Below are 14,174 nucleotides of genomic sequence, written 5' to 3' on the forward strand. Positions count from 1 at the left end.
AGGCGCGCTCACAGTTCCACCTCCGCCGGCGCCAGCACGCTGGCGTCGTGTTCTTTCGCGAGCTGCGGCAGGCGCACATCCGTCGCCTTCCAGCCGCGGTGCGACAGCGTGCCCTTGAACGGCGCCTTGCCGACTACGTTGCCGGTCAGGCGCACGCTGGATGCGTCGAAACCTTCTTCGAGGGTGACGCGCGATCCTTCGGCTTCGGTCCGTATGGGTGCGATCGTGAAGTGCTCCTTCAGCACGCGCGCGCAGCCTTCGTGCACGACGCGGGCGGCGGCGCCGATGTCGGCGTCGGCATAGGCGGACAGGTTCTCGTGGGCGAAGTCGATCAGGCGCGCTTCGCGCTGCAGCAAGGTCAGCAGCTGCAGCGCGGCGTCGGGCGTGGCTTCGCGCAGCTGGACCGGGACCGGCGCGGGCGCCGCGGCAGGCGTCGGAACAGGTGCGGGTGCCGGTGCGGCAATCGGGCCGACCTGGTCATCGCGCACGCGCGCGGCGAACTCGGCGTCGCCGATGGTCTTGAAAAAGGTGCCGAAGGCGAGGGAGAGCCGGCTCCAGAAAGAGGGCAGTTGGGTCGGTGTGCTCATTCTTGATGTTCTGTAGAGTAAGGGACCAGCGGACTGTCAGACAGCCTCGGGATCGTGGTCCGGACAAACGCGAATGATACCAGTTCGATCACGGGGCATGCGCGCACGCGGCGGGCGCAAGCGGCCGCCGTCCGGCCCTATATGCTTGCCAAAACTAAAATTACAATGGCTGACCGGCTGCACCTGCCCAGCGCAGCCGGTGTCACCGATGAACCGACGCCTCAGCCGCGTACCGCCGCCTCGATCTTGGCGATGTCGATCTTCCGCATCGTCATCATCGCGTCGAAAGCGCGCTTGGCCACTGCCGGGTTCGGGTTGGCGATGGCATCGGTGAGGACGCGCGGCGTGATCTGCCAGGACAGGCCCCACTTGTCCTTGCACCAGCCGCATTCGCTTTCCTGACCGCCATTGCTGACGATCGCGTTCCAGAGGCGGTCGGTTTCTTCCTGGTCGTCGGTTGCGACCTGGAAGGAGAAGGCTTCGCTGTGGGTGAAGACCGGACCGCCGTTCAGGCCGAGGCAGGGAATGCCCATCACCGTGAACTCGACCGTCAGGATGTCGCCCTGCTTGCCGGCGGGATAATCGCCCGGTGCGCGGTGCACGGCTTGCACTGCGCTGTCAGGGAAGGTTTTCGCATAAAACTCGGCGGCGTCCTGGGCGGTGCCGTTGAACCAGAGGCAAATCGTGTTCTTGCTGGCCATGTTCGTCTCCTGTGGGTTGGATTAGTCCTTGATTTCCGCTTCAACCAGTTTCGCCAGCAATTCCAGCGACTCTTGCCAGCCGAGATAGCAGGCCTCGGCGGGTATCATCGACGGAATGCCTTCCTGCGTGATCTTGAGTTCGACGCCGCAGAACACCTCGCGCAGCGTCACCGTGGTCTGCATGCGGCCAGGCAAATTCGGATCGTCGAACTCGGCCGTGTAACGCAGGCGCCGGCCCGGTTCCAGCTCCAGGTACTCGCCGCCGAAGGCATGGCTGTGGCCGCTGGTGAAATTCGTGAACGACATCCGGTAGCGGCCGCCGACCCTGGCATCGAATTCGTGGATGGTAGCAATGAAGCCGTGCGGCGGCAGCCATTTGGCGAAGGCGCCAGGGGTGGTGAAGGCGCGGTAGACGTGGTCGGCCGTGGATTTCAGGACACGGTGCAGCTCGACTGTGTTCGTGGACATGATCGTTTTCCTTTTCTTGCGCAAAGGCAGAGGACGTCCCTCTGATGGTACGACGAACATGGTGTCCGGATTTCGACATCCGGTGCGGGTTTTTATTCGCGCCTGGTTCAGCGCCCGCTGTACAGCTTTCCGGTGGCCTTTTTCAGGTCGGCATGCGGCAGGAACTGATCGGCAATCGTGAGGATGGCGTTCAGGTTGTTGGTCAGCTTGTCGAGCTCGATATTTCCGGGTTGGAGTGCCGTCTGCAACAGGTGGATCGCCATGTCGGCCAACAGCAGGCGCTGCTTTTCCCGCCACGCGTCCGGCTCGTTTCTGGTGGCAGGGTCGCAGTGGTAATGCTCTTCGACGACGCCGTGGATGTCCCAGCCCATTCGCACGAGTTCGCTTCGCTTGGTGTCGTCCATGTCGAGTCTAGAAGAGTTCGTCCAACAGCAGGTGGAAGCGCAGCTTGTTCCGATCCGGATCGGGAAAACCGTAGTGGTTCAGGAAGCGCTCCTGGAGCGGAACGCCGAACTCGCCAAGGCAATTCCACATGATGGCCAGATCCTGGTAGCGATCGGCAATGCCGACCCGTCCGACATCGATGCAGCCAGTCACGACGCCCTCCTGGATGAACAGGTTATCGAGCGAAAAATCCCCGTGCGTGACGACGGGGTCGGCCGCGAGCGGCAGCATGGCTTGCAGCGCGTCCCACACCTGCCCGGCCGTCCAGCCCTGTCGTTCCTCGTCGAAGTCGTCTTCGTCGACCAGGCCCGCATCGATGCGCTCCCAGGCGAGGGCAAGGCGGTAGGCATGGCCGCTCGTGAAAGGACAGGTGTGCAGGGGAATCGCGTGCAGCCGGCGCAGGAAGGCGGCCAGCGCGTCCACGACCTCGTGCTGGAGCGCGGGATGCGTGTCCAGGAGCTGGTAAGCGGTTTTCCCGGGCATGGCGCTCATCAGCAGCCATGCCTCATCGAGTGTGCGCGAGAAATGCAGGACGCCTGGTGCCGGCAGGTGGCCGGCGAGCCAGCGCAGTCTTGTCATTTCGTCGCTGATGTCGTCGGCCACGGCACCCTTGCCGTGTTTCAAATACAGATCGGGCGCACCGGCCTTGCCGTGCAGCCGGTAGACGGCGCCGCCGGATTCGCCGACCGTGCTGCGTGCCCAGGCATAGCCGCCGAGCTGGCCGGCGATGCCGGCAGGCGTGGGAAGAGGCGCGCACGCCTGTTCGCGATGCGTGTCGATCACTGGGCGACGGTTACCGGCATCGGGGTATGCGGGCGCACCTGGTTGCGGCCCTCATTCTTGGCAAGGTAGACGGCGGCATCCGCTGCGGCAAACAGCGCATGAATACTCTGTCCTTTTTCCATCGTGGCGACGCCAATGGATACCGTTGCCTGCACGCGCGGTTTGCTCAGCAGGGGAGATTGTGCAATACCCTTGCGGATACGCTCGCCGACTTCCAGCGCCGTGGCCAGGGAAGTTTCCGGCAAGACGACGACGAATTCCTCGCCGCCGAAGCGCGCGCAGAAATCCGCCGAACGGAGGAACTCCCTCAGCCTTTGCGCGAAGGCGCGCAAGACGTCGTCGCCGACCATATGGCCGAATTCGTCGTTGATCTTCTTGAAAAAGTCGATGTCGAGCATCAGGATCGAAAAGGGGATGTCGGACGAGACATGCCGCTCGAGCTGCTGCTTGAGGACTTCGTCGAGTGCCCGCCGGTTCCACTGTCCCGTCAGCGCGTCGGTCGCGGCGTCGAGCTCGACCTTTTGCAGCGCCGTGCGCAGTTGCGTGGCGAGCGAGCCGTTCGCATGCTGCAGGCGTATGCCTTCCAGTAAGCGCTGCGAGATCGCGCGCGTGTAGTAGGCGGTGAGCGTGATAAAAACGGTCAGGCCGACGGCATAATCGAGCGCCCTGACGTTGTTGTCTCCATGCAACAATCCGAGCACCGATATGGCCCAGAGAACGCCGATCTGCCCGTAATAGGCGACGACATAGGTGCCATAGACTTGTGCATTAATGGACATGACGCCGCACAGCAGCGCCATCAGGGTGGCGTCGAGCACGGGGTCGTATCCGATCAGGAACCAGGTCAGCACGCCCCAGCCGAAGCCATCCAGTCCGGCAACCCAGTGCAGCCGCCTGCGGTGAATGGCCAGCTTCGAACCGTTGACGATCATGTGCTGCAGCACCACCAGGCTGCCGGCCCATACCGTGAAGGCGGTTGCCAGCCACAGCATGATGGACTGGGTGGGGACGCGGCCCCAGCAGAACCAGACGGCGAGCGCCCATCCGACCGGCGTGGTCGACAGGGCACGCCGAAGTGCGATCGCACATTCGGCAAAGCCGGTTGCACGCGCAACGGATACGTCGGTTTCGCTGATGGACTGGTTGGTGGTCACGACATGCCTACGCGCTGGGTGAGGAATGTTTCGTTGCTGGCGCCATGCCGGGAAGCGTATTTACGAAGCGAGCTAGTTTGTAAAACGACAAGCAACATGAAAGAAGTTCATTATCTTCTCAGGCTTGTAGAAAGATGTCTAGAAGAAATATGCGACGAAGGTGGTGGACCGAGGCCATCGGTCCACCTTTGCCCGGTCAAAAGCGGTACGCCTGCCCATCCTCCGGCACCAGCACCCGCGCTGCGTCCATGCCGTTTTGCGCCACATAGTCCCGCAATTCGTGGCGTGATTGCATCATGTGATTGAAGGCTTCCATGTGGATGCCCACGATCGTCGCGCCCGGCGCCGCCTTGTAGGCGCGGCCCAGGTCTTTCTTGCCCATGATGATGGAGCCGTCGAAGCCGGCAATCTGGGCGTAGCCCGTGTTGAGGATGATGATTCCGGGTTGATAGCCGGCGATGGCCGCATCCACGTCCGGCGTCCAGATCGTGTCGCCGGCAATGTAGACCGTTTGATGGCCTGCGCACTGCAGCACCACGCCGACCGTCTCGCCGAGGAAATTGCCGATCATGGCCATGTGGGTCTCGCTGCCGTGCTGGCCCTTTACCGGGCTCAAGCGCACGCCGCGGAATTCGCTGCCGGCGCCGATCACGCGCACATCGCTGAAACCTTGCTTGCGGATGTCGGCGGCATCGTTGTCGTTCTGCGCGAACAGGGGAATGTCTTTCGGCAGGGCCGCGATCGCCGCCGCATCCCAGTGGTCCGGGTGGATGTGGGTGACGATGACGGCGTCGGCCCGGACGATCTCCTCGGTCGGCAGCGGCAGCTCGACCGTCGGGTTGCGCAGGTGGCTGTTGACCGTGCCCGGGAAGCCGGGGAAGCTGTCCTTCGGCGCCAGCATCGGGTCGACCAGGAAGGTGGTGTCGCCGAAGCTGAGCTTGATGGTGGCATTGCGGATCAGCTGGAAGCCGACGGTGGAAGCGTGCGTCATGGTGATGTCCTCTTGTAGTGAAAGTGGAATCATTTTCTGCCCGCTAGCTCATCGATAACAGTGGCCCGAAGGTCGATGTTCGATATAATCGGGCCATGGATAAACCCGCCCAACGCATCGCCGTCATCGCCTTCGAGGGCATGACGCCGTTTCACCTGTCCGTTCCCTGCCTCGTCTTCGGCACCAGCGTCGACGCGGGGCCGCCGCCCTTCGAGGTCGTGGTCTGCGCCTCGGAAGGCAAGTCTTTGCGCACCTCGGCGGGATTTGCGATTGCGGTCGAGCGCGACCTGTCCGCGATCGACGAGGCCGACATCGTCGTCATGCCGGCCTGGCACGAGGACTGCCGGCGCGCGCCGCCCGAGCTGATCGCGCATTTGCAGCGTGCCCATGCACGTGGTGCGCGCATGGTCGGCTTGTGCCTGGGTGCCTTTCCGGTGGCGCAGGCCGGCTTACTCGACGGGAAGCGCGCGACGACGCATTGGGAACTGGCCCACGTGCTGGCGCGCTTTTATCCGAAGGTGAAGGTCGACCGCGAGGTGCTGTACGTGGACGAGGGCAAGGTCCTGACTTCGGGCGGCATGGCGGCGGGCCTGGATTGCTGCCTGCACCTGCTGCGCGAACTGCGCGGGGCCGAGCTTGCCAACCGCGTGGCGCGGCGACTGTTGATTGCGCCGCATCGCCAGGGCGGCCAGGCCCAGTTCATCGAGCAGCCGCTGCCCTCCACGCCGAGCGAGGGACGTTTTTCGGAGGTGCTGGACTGGGTGCTGCACAACCTGGCCCAGCCGCACAGCATCGACACCCTGGCCGGGCGCGCCGCCATGAGCCGGCGCAATTTCACGCGCCACTTCCGCCAGGCGACGGGCACCTCGTTCAAGCAATGGCTGCTGAGCCAACGGCTGGCCCAGGCCCAGCGCATGCTGGAGTGCACGAATGCGACGATCGAGGTGGTGGCGGACGAGGCCGGCTTCGGCACCGCCCTGTCGCTGCGCCAGCATTTCCGAACCAACCTGCACACCTCGCCCTCGGATTACCGCAAGCAGTTTCGGGCAGGTAGGGTGGACATTGTCCACGCGTGACGCTCGCATCATGTTGGCGGGGTCTTTCCTCAAACGAAGCCAGCACAGTGCGACATTCAATATGTGGCGGGGGTCCTATTTCGCCCAGTAATCGACCACCAGCGAACGCGCCAGGCAGGCGCCCAGTGTCGACACGAAAGCCGTGTGCGCCGGATGGTCCAGGTAGACGTCGCGGTCTTCGTTGCGGGCGAAGGTCAGCGTGAAGCAGTGCGTAAAACCGTCGTTCAGGCCTTCCGGGCTGACGTTCGTTCCCCATTCGTAGGAAACGATGCCGGGAATGGCTTGCGGCAGCGCCGAGAAATCGCGGACGACGGTATCGATCTGTTCGGCAGTGGCCTCGTCCTTGAAAGCGAACAGGACGACGTGGCGCAGGGTGGAAGCGGTCATGGTGAACGAAGGTGGATGAGATAAGCGATCTTACATGGCCTGCCTCTACGCCCGCCGCACGTTTTATTCCGCCAATCCCAGTTCCGTCGTCACCTGCTGCCGCAACAGATACTTCTGGATCTTGCCCGTCACCGTCATCGGAAAACCGGCAACAAAACGGATATGGCGCGGCACCTTGTAATGCGCGATCTGCCCCTTGCAGAAATCGCGGATCTCGTCCTCGTTCGCTTCCATGCCTAGCCGCAGCACGATGCAGGCGCACAGCTCTTCGCCGTATTTCGCATCGGGCACGCCTACGCACTGGACATCGAGGATTTTCGGATGCTTGTACAGGAATTCCTCGATCTCGCGCGGATAGATGTTTTCGCCGCCGCGGATCACCATGTCCTTGGCGCGGCCGACGATGGTGGCGAATCCCTGTTCGTCGATCACGGCCAGGTCGCCCGTGTGCATCCAGCGCGCGGCATCGATCGTCTCGCGCGTCTTTTCCTCGTCGCCCCAGTAGCCGAGCATCACGGAATAGCCGCGCGTCAGCAGTTCTCCCTTCACGCCGCGCGGCACGATCTTGCCGTCGGCATCGACGATTTTGACTTCCAGGTGCGGATGCACGCGGCCGATGGTGGCCACGCGCAGCGGCACCGGATCGTCGGTCGAGCTCTGGAAACTCACCGGCGAGGTCTCCGTCATGCCGTAGGCGATCGTGATCTCGCTTAGATGCATTTTCTCGATCACGCGGCTCATCACCTCGGCCGGGCAGGGCGAGCCGGCCATGATGCCCGTCCGTAGCGTCGATAAATCGTATTGGGCGAACTCCGGATGATCGAGCAGGGTGATGAACATGGTCGGCACGCCGTGCAGGCCGGTGCAGCGTTCGGCCTGCACGGTCGCCAGCACCGATTGCGGTTCAAAACTTTCGCCCGGGAAGACCATGGTCGCGCCATGCGTCACGCAAGCCAGATTGCCCAGCACCATGCCGAAACAGTGATACAGCGGCACCGGGATGCAGAGCCGGTCGATGCTACTGAGCTTCATCGCCTCGCCGACGAAAAAGCCGTTGTTCAGGATATTGTGGTGGGTCAGCGTCGCGCCTTTCGGGGCGCCGGTCGTGCCCGAGGTGAACTGGATGTTCACCGGTTCGTCGAACTGCAGTTCGGCTTCGATGCGCGCCAGCTCCTCGAGGCGCTGGTCGCCCTCGGGCACCAGCACGTCGTCGAAGTTGAACATGCCCGGGGTTTTGTCGGCGCCGAGCCGGATCACATGGCGCAGATGCGGCAGGCGCGCCGAGTGCAGCTTGCCGGGTGCGCTATTGCCTAGCTCGGGCACCACATCGCCCAGGATCGCCAGGTAGTCGCTCGATTTGAAAGCGGGCGACAGGATCAGGGCCGCGCACTGCACCTTGTCGAGCACGTATTCGAGTTCGGAGCGGCGGTAGGCCGGATTGATGTTCACCATGACCAGGCCGGCGCGCGCGGTGGCAAATTGCACCAGCACCCATTCCGCGCAGTTCTGCGACCAGATGCCGATGCGGTCGCCCGGCTTCAGTCCCAGCGCCAGCAGGCCCGCCGCCAACCGGCTCACGCGCGCATCGAATTCGGTGTAGGTCCAGCGTACATCCTGGTGCGGCACGACCAGGGCTTCGTTGTCGCCGTACTGCTGCACGATCTTGCTCAGGAAAGGCCCGATCGTGTCGCCGATCAGGGGAACGTCATGTGCTCCGTGTACATAGCTCAGGTTCTGATGCATGTGGTCTCCATGTTTTTATGGGCGGGCCTCACTCGTCTTCGGAGCGGCCGGCCGCTTCGCGATTGTGTTCGTAACGATGGGCGAGCGGGAAGGGCGGCAGCCAGGATTCGCGCCGCACGGTCCAGTTTTCGTAGGTAGGCGTCAATTGGTTGGGCGCATCGAGGGCGCCCAGGTGGACTTCGATCTCGTCCTCGCTGCGCGCGAACACCGAGGAGCCGCAGCGGGGGCAGAAATGGCGCCCGCCGTAGTGATGCGTGCTGCCTTCGATCGTCACCGCATCCTGGGGAAAGATCGCGGCCGCGTAGAACAGGGCGCCGTGGTGCTTGCGGCAGTCGAGGCAGTGGCACAGGCCGATGCGATACGGGCGTCCCGTTGCTGCGATGCGGACGTCGCCGCACAGGCAGCCGCCGGTAAACTGATCCATGCTGTCTCGCTTCAGGATGGCATGGCTTGCAGGCGCTGGACGCCGGCGCCGATCCAGATGACCGTGCCCAGGATCGACAGCGGCGTCAAGAACAATAGCGGCACGGTCAGTTCGGGATGCCTTGCCGCGGCCCAGGCGCAGCCGGCGTTCACGCAGACGGGCAGCAGCAGGCGTGCCGCGGCATGGCGGTTGATGCGCGCGACAGGGACCGTGTCGTAGTCGACGAAGTTCAGCAGCCTGCGATCGGCTGCGCTGTAGAGCAGAATGACCAGTCCAAACAGAATCAGTGCAATGACCAGAAAGACTTCCGACATAGTTCTGTCTCCAGGTTAGGACAAATGCGTCGCGATGGCTGGTGCTTACTCCGGTTCCCGCGTATCCGGCAGGGTCGCCGCCCTTGTCAGTAAGGCCTGGTTGTAGGCCGCGAAATCGTCCAGCCCGCGCTTGATGATCGTGACCAGGGCCGGCAGCGGTGCCGCCTGGTAGTCCCATTCGGCGCGGCAGAATTCGCCGGTACGTTTCAGGTCTTCGCCCAAGGTGGCGTCGATCCAGCCATTATCCACCAATATACTGATGACCTCGCGTTCGTCGAAAGGTTCGCCCAGCTCGGCCATGGCGATCACGTAGTCTCCCATTTCGACCGCCGCTTCCCAGGCGCGGATCACGTTCAGCGTAGCCGCATCCTGGCGCGTCAGGTCGCCCACAAAAGTGGTCGGGTCCTTCTCGTATTCTTCACGCGCGCGCCGGCAGCAGCGTTCGATGGTGGCGGTCTTGCCGATCAATACGGTGTCGTCCATGTGTTCTCCTCTAGATCAGGAACAGGATTGCGGCCACGATGGTCGGTCCCAGGGCGCCGCCGAGCAGGCCCAGGGCGCCGATCGATTCGTCTTCGAAGCCGTTGCGCAGCAGCGCGGCGCCGGCCGGGTTCGGCGCATTGGCGATCACGGTCAGGCCGCCGCCGGCCACGGCGCCCGCCACCAGCATGTATTTCGCATGCTCGGACAGGCCGGCGATCAGCGAGCCGAGATAGGTCAATGCCGCATTGTCCGTGATCGCGGTCAGGCCGAGCGCACCGAAGAACAGGGCGGTAGGCGCAAGGCTGGACACGATCGGCTGCAGCCACCATTGCTGCATGCCGCCCAGCACCACGAGGCCGGCCAGGAAAAAGCCGACCAGCAAGCCTTCTTTCAGGATCAGGGGATCCTGGTGGCGCTGGTAGGCCTGGGTAAAGCCCAGGAACAGCAGGAACAGGCCGAGGAAGAGCACCGGATGGTGCGCCAGCAGCACCACCGCGGCCAGGAAAGCCAGGTGGATCAGCGACACCTTGAACGGCACCGTCTTGCTCTCTTGGGCGGCGGCCGGCGCCAGGTGTTTTCTCAGAAGCAGGGTGACGACGCTGGCGTTGATGAGCACGGCCAGGGCCGCGCGCCAGCCAAAGTGGGTGAACATATAGGCACTGTCCCAGCCCCAGGTCGAGGCCACCATCAGCACCGGCGGCGCGGCGTAGGAGGTGAGGGTGCCGCCGATCGAGACGTTCACGAACAGCACGCCCAGTGCGCCATATTTCAGCGGCTCCGGAATGCCCGGGCGGAACACCTGGGGCGCGAGCATGAGGGCGGCCAGCGTCATCGCGGCCGGCTCCGTGATCAGGGAGCCGGCGAGCGGCACCAGGGCCAGTCCCAGCCAGGCGAGCGCGACTTCGGTACGCAGCGGCACCAGGCGCGCAATCGTGGCCAGCAAGGCGCGCACGGCGTCGAGGACGGGCTTCGAGGCGGCGATCACCATGACGGTGAACACGAACAAAGGCTCGGTGTAGTGGCGCGACTCGACATAGTCGATGGCGCTGTCTCCGCCCGCGATCAAGGCCATCGCCAAGACCAGCACGAAGGCCCAGAAACCGAACACGACCTCGACTTCGCCGAGCAGGTGGAACAGGCCCTCATGGCGCGGATGGCGGTCGGCCAGGATTTCGAAACCCTTGGCGGCGAAGGTGTGGACGAGGGCGCAGGCGAAGAGGATGGCGCCGACCAGCTGGATCGTGGTCATGGGCGGCGTCCCGGGTGGAATGCAAAAGCGGTCATTGTCAGGCGAATAATGAATGAAGACCCATTATTTCACCTTTTGATGCAGACCGGATGGCTTATAAGGGCGAGTTCGCTCGATGACGCAGTCTTGTGCCTACACAAGCACAAGGTTAAATCCTGTGTTTTCAAGTTATACATATCTTGCCAAAAGCTGAACGAACAAGTACTGTATATCCATCCAGTACTTTTGCATTACCCCTAATCATGTCTTGCTTACAACACCTTGCTGCGCCAGAAGATTTGCACCCGTCCTTGTGGCGCGCTTCCCAGCTGGCGCATGCAGATACGCGCTGCGTGGACACCGGCCACCCGGCCTTGTCGAAGCAATTGCCCGGCGGCGGCTGGCCGACCGGCACCCTGGTCGACCTTCTGCTGCAACAGCCCGGCATCGGAGAAATGCGCCTGCTGCGCCCGGCGTTGGCCGCGGCCGCGTCGCGCCGCATCGTGCTGCTGCAGCCGCCCCATCCGCCGCAGGCGCTGGCCTTGGCCGCGCTCGGCGTGCCGCCTTCCCAGCTCATCTGGCTGCGCGCCGAGCGCGGCGCCGACGCCCTGTGGGCGGCCGAGCAGGTGCTGCGCAGCGGCAGTTGCGGGGCGCTGCTGTTCTGGGCCAACCATGCGCGCGGCGAAAGCCTGCGCCGCCTGCACCTGGCGGCCCAGTGCGGAGAGACCCTGTTCTTCATGATGCGTCCGCTGGCCAGCGCCCAGGACGCCTCGCCGGCGCCGCTGCGCCTGTCCCTGCGGCCCGCCGCCGGAGGCCTGGACATCGGTTTCATTAAACGCCGGGGACTGCAGCGCGACGCGCCGCTGTTCCTCCCACTCACTCCTTCTCTGCTTCAACGCCATGCGACTGTGGATCGGCCTGTACCTGCCCCGGCTACCGCTCGAGGTTTTCAGCCCGAACTGGTCAACTGACAGCGGCTGCGTCGTGCTCGAGGGCGAGCGGGTGCTGGCCGCCTCGCCCCTGGCGCGTGCCGCCGGCATCAAGAACGGCATGCGCCGCGGCGGCGTGCTGATGCTCATGCCCGAGGCGCGCATCGTCGAGCGCTCGCCCGAACGCGAGGCGGAAAGCCTGCATGCGGTGGCGATGGCGCTGCTGCAGTACACGCCGCAAGTCACGCAGGCCGAGGAATCGACCCTGTTGATCGACATCGGCGCCAGTCTGCGCCTGTTCGGCGGCATCCGCGCCCTGTGCCGGCGCGTGCGCGCCAGCCTGCGCGCGCTCGGCTTCTCGGGCTATCTCAGTTGCGCACCCACCGCGCGCGGCAGCTGGATGCTGGCACGCCAGCGTGCCGGCCGGGTGCTCACCATCGAATCGCTCACGCGCCGCCTCGACCGCCTGCCGAGCACACTGCCACCGCCGGCGCGGCCCTACGCCGGCTGGTTCGAGGGCATCGGCTGCTTCGACATCGGCGCCATGCGGCGCTTGCCGCGCCCCGGCCTGCAGCGTCGCTGCGGCCGCGCGCTGCTCGACGTGCTCGACGCCGCCTACGGCATGCTGCCCGAGCTGTTCGAATGGATCGAAGCGCCGACAAGCTTTCACGCAAAAATAGAATTGTTCGACCGTTTGGAGAACGCCGAGGAGTGCCTGCAGGGCGCCGAGCGCCTGGTGCAGCAGCTGACCGGCTGGCTCTGCGCGCACCAGCTGGCGGTGGAGCGCATCACGCTGCTGCTCGAACACGAGCGGGGCAGGGTGGCGCGCCCGGCAACAAAGGTCGAGATCGCGCTGGGCGAACCGACCTGGCGCGACGAACACCTGGTGCGCCTGCTGCGCGAACGCTTGGCCAAGACCGTACTTGACGCCCCCGTCATCGCCCTCGCTTTGGAAGCCGCGCAGCTGCAGCCGATGGCGCCGCCGAGCGAATCGCTGTTTCCCGAACCAGGCGGCAGCGAGGAAGACCGGGTGCGCATGCTGGAACTGCTGGTGGCGCGCCTGGGGCCGGACAATGTTTTACAGGCGCTGCCCCAGGCCGACTACCGGCCTGAAGTCGCCAACACCTGGGTCCCGGTACAGCAGAAAGTGCGCGAGTCGGTGCGTGCCGCGCAGCTGCCGGCCGACGTGCACAGCCTGCCGCGCCCGACCTGGATTCTCGCCAAGCCGATCGCACTGCTCATGCGCAATCACCGGCCGTTTTATGGTTCGCCGTTAAAGATGGCGTCGACGCCGGAACGCATCGAAGCGGGATGGTGGAGCCAGTCGCAGACGCGCGACTATTTCATCGCGGAGGGACAGGACCACACGCTGTACTGGGTGTACCGCGAGCGCATCGTGGGGGCGGGCGAGGATGCGGAGCCGAGGTGGTATCTGCATGGCTTGTTTGGGTGAGCAGAGCTGAGCTTAGCTTGCGCCATCGGGCCGGTAATGTACCTCGATCGTCGCGTGCACGATTTCTTCGTGAATCCCCAGTTGCTCGCGTAGCTTCGCCGGGGTCAGGGCCGGGTCGTTCGTCACCAGGCTCAGGGCGCAGGAATAGAACTGCTTGCCGACGCGCCAGACGTGCAGGTCGACCAGTTTGGCGTAGCCTGCGTTTGAGGCGGCTGCGACGACTTCGCGGATTTCCTCGACGACCGGCGCGTCCATTTCGCGGTCGAGCAGGACTTTGCCGGTTTCGACGATGAGGTTCTTGGCCCACACCGCGACCAGCACCGCGCCGACGATCCCCATCACCGGATCGAGCCAGGACCAGCCGAAGGCCCAGCCGCCGGCCAGCGCGCCGATGGCCAGTACCGAGGTCGCGGCATCCGCGATGACGTGGATGTAGGCGGACTTCAGGTTCAGGTCGTGGTGACCATGTCCGTGTCCGTGGTCGTGCCCATGATGATCGTGATGGTGATGCCCGTGGCCGTGGCCGTGATCGTGGTGGGCATGGCCCAGGATCAGCGCGCAGACGACGTTGACGACCAAGCCGATCACGGCGATGACGATCGCTTCCCGGTAGTGGATGGGTTCGGGCGCGAAGATGCGCTCGACCGAACTGAACGCCATCATTGCCGCGATCCCGAGCAGGAAGACGGCGCTCGTATAGCCGGCCAGGACTTCGATCTTCCAGGTGCCGAAGGCAAAGCGCGGATCCTTCGCATACTTGCGTGCGGCGGAGTAGGCGAATGCGCTCAGGCCGATCGCCAGCGCGTGGGAGCTCATGTGCCAGCCGTCCGCCAGCAGAGCCATCGAGTTGAACCACCAGCCGGCGGCGATCTCCACCACCATCATGACCAGGGTGATCCACATGACGAGGCGCGTGCCGCGCTCGGCCGCGTTGCTGCCCTGGTCGAAGATATGCTCGTGCGCCAGGTCGTCGACAGGATGGTGATGCGTCAGGTCTTGCATGGTTTCC

At 64.4% G+C, this 14,174-nt stretch carries 17 protein-coding genes; 3 read left to right on the top strand and 14 right to left on the bottom strand.

From position 1 onward, the window contains the following. Positions 1–8: 8 nt before the first annotated feature. From C2862_RS08425 to C2862_RS08455, 7 genes are all read right to left on the bottom strand, one after another. The gene (locus tag C2862_RS08425) at positions 9–587 is read right to left on the bottom strand and encodes a DUF2760 domain-containing protein (protein ID WP_136219680.1); all 579 of its coding nucleotides are present in this window, start codon (positions 585–587) and stop codon (positions 9–11) included. Positions 588–808: 221 nt separating this feature from the next. Further along, a complete protein-coding gene (locus tag C2862_RS08430; RefSeq protein ID WP_136219681.1) occupies positions 809–1,288 on the bottom strand; it encodes a VOC family protein in 480 nt (159 codons plus the stop codon). 21 nt (positions 1,289–1,309) lie between these two features. After that, complete coding sequence (locus C2862_RS08435; protein WP_136219682.1) at positions 1,310–1,756, bottom strand: SRPBCC family protein; 447 nt, start codon at positions 1,754–1,756, stop codon at positions 1,310–1,312. Between the two features lie 107 nt (positions 1,757–1,863). Then, positions 1,864–2,160, bottom strand: a complete 297-nt coding sequence (locus tag C2862_RS08440) for a hypothetical protein (RefSeq protein WP_168710028.1) — start codon at positions 2,158–2,160, stop codon at positions 1,864–1,866. Between the two features lie 7 nt (positions 2,161–2,167). Then, positions 2,168–2,983 carry an APH(3')-I family aminoglycoside O-phosphotransferase gene (locus C2862_RS08445; RefSeq protein WP_136219683.1) on the bottom strand — a complete coding sequence of 272 codons (816 nt, stop codon included), beginning with the start codon at positions 2,981–2,983 and terminating at the stop codon, positions 2,168–2,170. Beyond that, positions 2,980–4,137: a diguanylate cyclase gene (locus C2862_RS08450; protein ID WP_136219684.1), complete on the bottom strand. Its 1,158-nt coding sequence runs from the start codon at positions 4,135–4,137 to the stop codon at positions 2,980–2,982. Before C2862_RS08450 ends, C2862_RS08445 begins: the two co-directional genes overlap by 4 nt. 196 nt (positions 4,138–4,333) lie before the next feature. Then, a complete protein-coding gene (locus tag C2862_RS08455) occupies positions 4,334–5,128 on the bottom strand; it encodes an MBL fold metallo-hydrolase (RefSeq protein ID WP_136219685.1) in 795 nt (264 codons plus the stop codon). Between the two features lie 95 nt (positions 5,129–5,223). Between C2862_RS08455 and C2862_RS08460 the strand changes: the two genes are divergently transcribed. Continuing rightward, positions 5,224–6,204, top strand: coding sequence for a GlxA family transcriptional regulator (locus C2862_RS08460; RefSeq protein ID WP_136219686.1), 981 nt, complete (start codon positions 5,224–5,226; stop codon positions 6,202–6,204). 75 nt (positions 6,205–6,279) lie between these two features. Here C2862_RS08460 and C2862_RS08465 read toward each other — a convergent pair whose 3' ends face one another. The 6 genes from C2862_RS08465 to C2862_RS08490 form a co-directional block, all read right to left on the bottom strand. After that, positions 6,280–6,591 carry a Dabb family protein gene (locus tag C2862_RS08465; RefSeq protein WP_136219687.1) on the bottom strand — a complete coding sequence of 104 codons (312 nt, stop codon included), beginning with the start codon at positions 6,589–6,591 and terminating at the stop codon, positions 6,280–6,282. A gap of 63 nt (positions 6,592–6,654) precedes the next feature. Further along, positions 6,655–8,334, bottom strand: coding sequence for an AMP-binding protein (locus C2862_RS08470; RefSeq protein WP_136219688.1), 1,680 nt, complete (start codon positions 8,332–8,334; stop codon positions 6,655–6,657). Positions 8,335–8,362: 28 nt separating this feature from the next. Beyond that, positions 8,363–8,758: a GFA family protein gene (locus C2862_RS08475; RefSeq protein ID WP_136219689.1), complete on the bottom strand. Its 396-nt coding sequence runs from the start codon at positions 8,756–8,758 to the stop codon at positions 8,363–8,365. 11 nt (positions 8,759–8,769) lie between these two features. Further along, a complete protein-coding gene (locus tag C2862_RS08480; RefSeq protein ID WP_136219690.1) occupies positions 8,770–9,072 on the bottom strand; it encodes a hypothetical protein in 303 nt (100 codons plus the stop codon). Positions 9,073–9,117: 45 nt separating this feature from the next. Beyond that, entirely contained in the window at positions 9,118–9,555 is a 438-nt protein-coding gene (locus tag C2862_RS08485; RefSeq protein WP_136219691.1) for a DUF86 domain-containing protein, read from the bottom strand. Positions 9,556–9,565: 10 nt separating this feature from the next. Continuing rightward, complete coding sequence (locus C2862_RS08490) at positions 9,566–10,804, bottom strand: putative Na+/H+ antiporter (RefSeq protein ID WP_136219692.1); 1,239 nt, start codon at positions 10,802–10,804, stop codon at positions 9,566–9,568. Positions 10,805–11,046: 242 nt separating this feature from the next. On the opposite strand from C2862_RS08490, the gene imuA reads away from it, so the two are divergent. Both imuA and C2862_RS08500 read left to right on the top strand, forming a co-directional pair. Further along, positions 11,047–11,754: a translesion DNA synthesis-associated protein ImuA gene (gene imuA, locus C2862_RS08495; RefSeq protein ID WP_136219693.1), complete on the top strand. Its 708-nt coding sequence runs from the start codon at positions 11,047–11,049 to the stop codon at positions 11,752–11,754. Then, on the top strand, positions 11,684–13,165 hold the full coding sequence (locus tag C2862_RS08500) for a DNA polymerase Y family protein (RefSeq protein ID WP_136219694.1): 1,482 nt from the start codon (positions 11,684–11,686) through the stop codon (positions 13,163–13,165). Before imuA ends, C2862_RS08500 begins: the two co-directional genes overlap by 71 nt. Before the next feature lie 12 nt (positions 13,166–13,177). Here the strand turns inward: C2862_RS08500 and dmeF are convergent, their stop codons facing one another. Then, a complete protein-coding gene (gene dmeF, locus C2862_RS08505; RefSeq protein WP_136219695.1) occupies positions 13,178–14,167 on the bottom strand; it encodes a CDF family Co(II)/Ni(II) efflux transporter DmeF in 990 nt (329 codons plus the stop codon). Positions 14,168–14,174 lie beyond the last annotated feature (7 nt).

Origin of the sequence: Massilia sp. Mn16-1_5 (assembly GCF_004798585.1) — a bacterium.
Taxonomy (GTDB): domain Bacteria; phylum Pseudomonadota; class Gammaproteobacteria; order Burkholderiales; family Burkholderiaceae_D; genus Telluria.

What these genes read in the sequence shown, in the direction of transcription:
- C2862_RS08480 (WP_136219690.1), bottom strand. Translation starts at nt 9,072, where the DNA reads ATGTCGGAAGTCTTTCTGGTCATTGCACTGATTCTGTTTGGACTGGTC.
- C2862_RS08460 (WP_136219686.1), top strand. Translation starts at nt 5,224, where the DNA reads ATGGATAAACCCGCCCAACGCATCGCCGTCATCGCCTTCGAGGGCATG.
- dmeF (WP_136219695.1), bottom strand. Translation starts at nt 14,167, where the DNA reads ATGCAAGACCTGACGCATCACCATCCTGTCGACGACCTGGCGCACGAG.
- C2862_RS08425 (WP_136219680.1), bottom strand. Translation starts at nt 587, where the DNA reads ATGAGCACACCGACCCAACTGCCCTCTTTCTGGAGCCGGCTCTCCCTC.
- C2862_RS08435 (WP_136219682.1), bottom strand. Translation starts at nt 1,756, where the DNA reads ATGTCCACGAACACAGTCGAGCTGCACCGTGTCCTGAAATCCACGGCC.
- C2862_RS08440 (WP_168710028.1), bottom strand. Translation starts at nt 2,160, where the DNA reads ATGGACGACACCAAGCGAAGCGAACTCGTGCGAATGGGCTGGGACATC.
- imuA (WP_136219693.1), top strand. Translation starts at nt 11,047, where the DNA reads ATGTCTTGCTTACAACACCTTGCTGCGCCAGAAGATTTGCACCCGTCC.
- C2862_RS08500 (WP_136219694.1), top strand. Translation starts at nt 11,684, where the DNA reads ATGCGACTGTGGATCGGCCTGTACCTGCCCCGGCTACCGCTCGAGGTT.
- C2862_RS08465 (WP_136219687.1), bottom strand. Translation starts at nt 6,591, where the DNA reads ATGACCGCTTCCACCCTGCGCCACGTCGTCCTGTTCGCTTTCAAGGAC.
- C2862_RS08490 (WP_136219692.1), bottom strand. Translation starts at nt 10,804, where the DNA reads ATGACCACGATCCAGCTGGTCGGCGCCATCCTCTTCGCCTGCGCCCTC.
- C2862_RS08470 (WP_136219688.1), bottom strand. Translation starts at nt 8,334, where the DNA reads ATGCATCAGAACCTGAGCTATGTACACGGAGCACATGACGTTCCCCTG.
- C2862_RS08430 (WP_136219681.1), bottom strand. Translation starts at nt 1,288, where the DNA reads ATGGCCAGCAAGAACACGATTTGCCTCTGGTTCAACGGCACCGCCCAG.
- C2862_RS08455 (WP_136219685.1), bottom strand. Translation starts at nt 5,128, where the DNA reads ATGACGCACGCTTCCACCGTCGGCTTCCAGCTGATCCGCAATGCCACC.
- C2862_RS08485 (WP_136219691.1), bottom strand. Translation starts at nt 9,555, where the DNA reads ATGGACGACACCGTATTGATCGGCAAGACCGCCACCATCGAACGCTGC.
- C2862_RS08475 (WP_136219689.1), bottom strand. Translation starts at nt 8,758, where the DNA reads ATGGATCAGTTTACCGGCGGCTGCCTGTGCGGCGACGTCCGCATCGCA.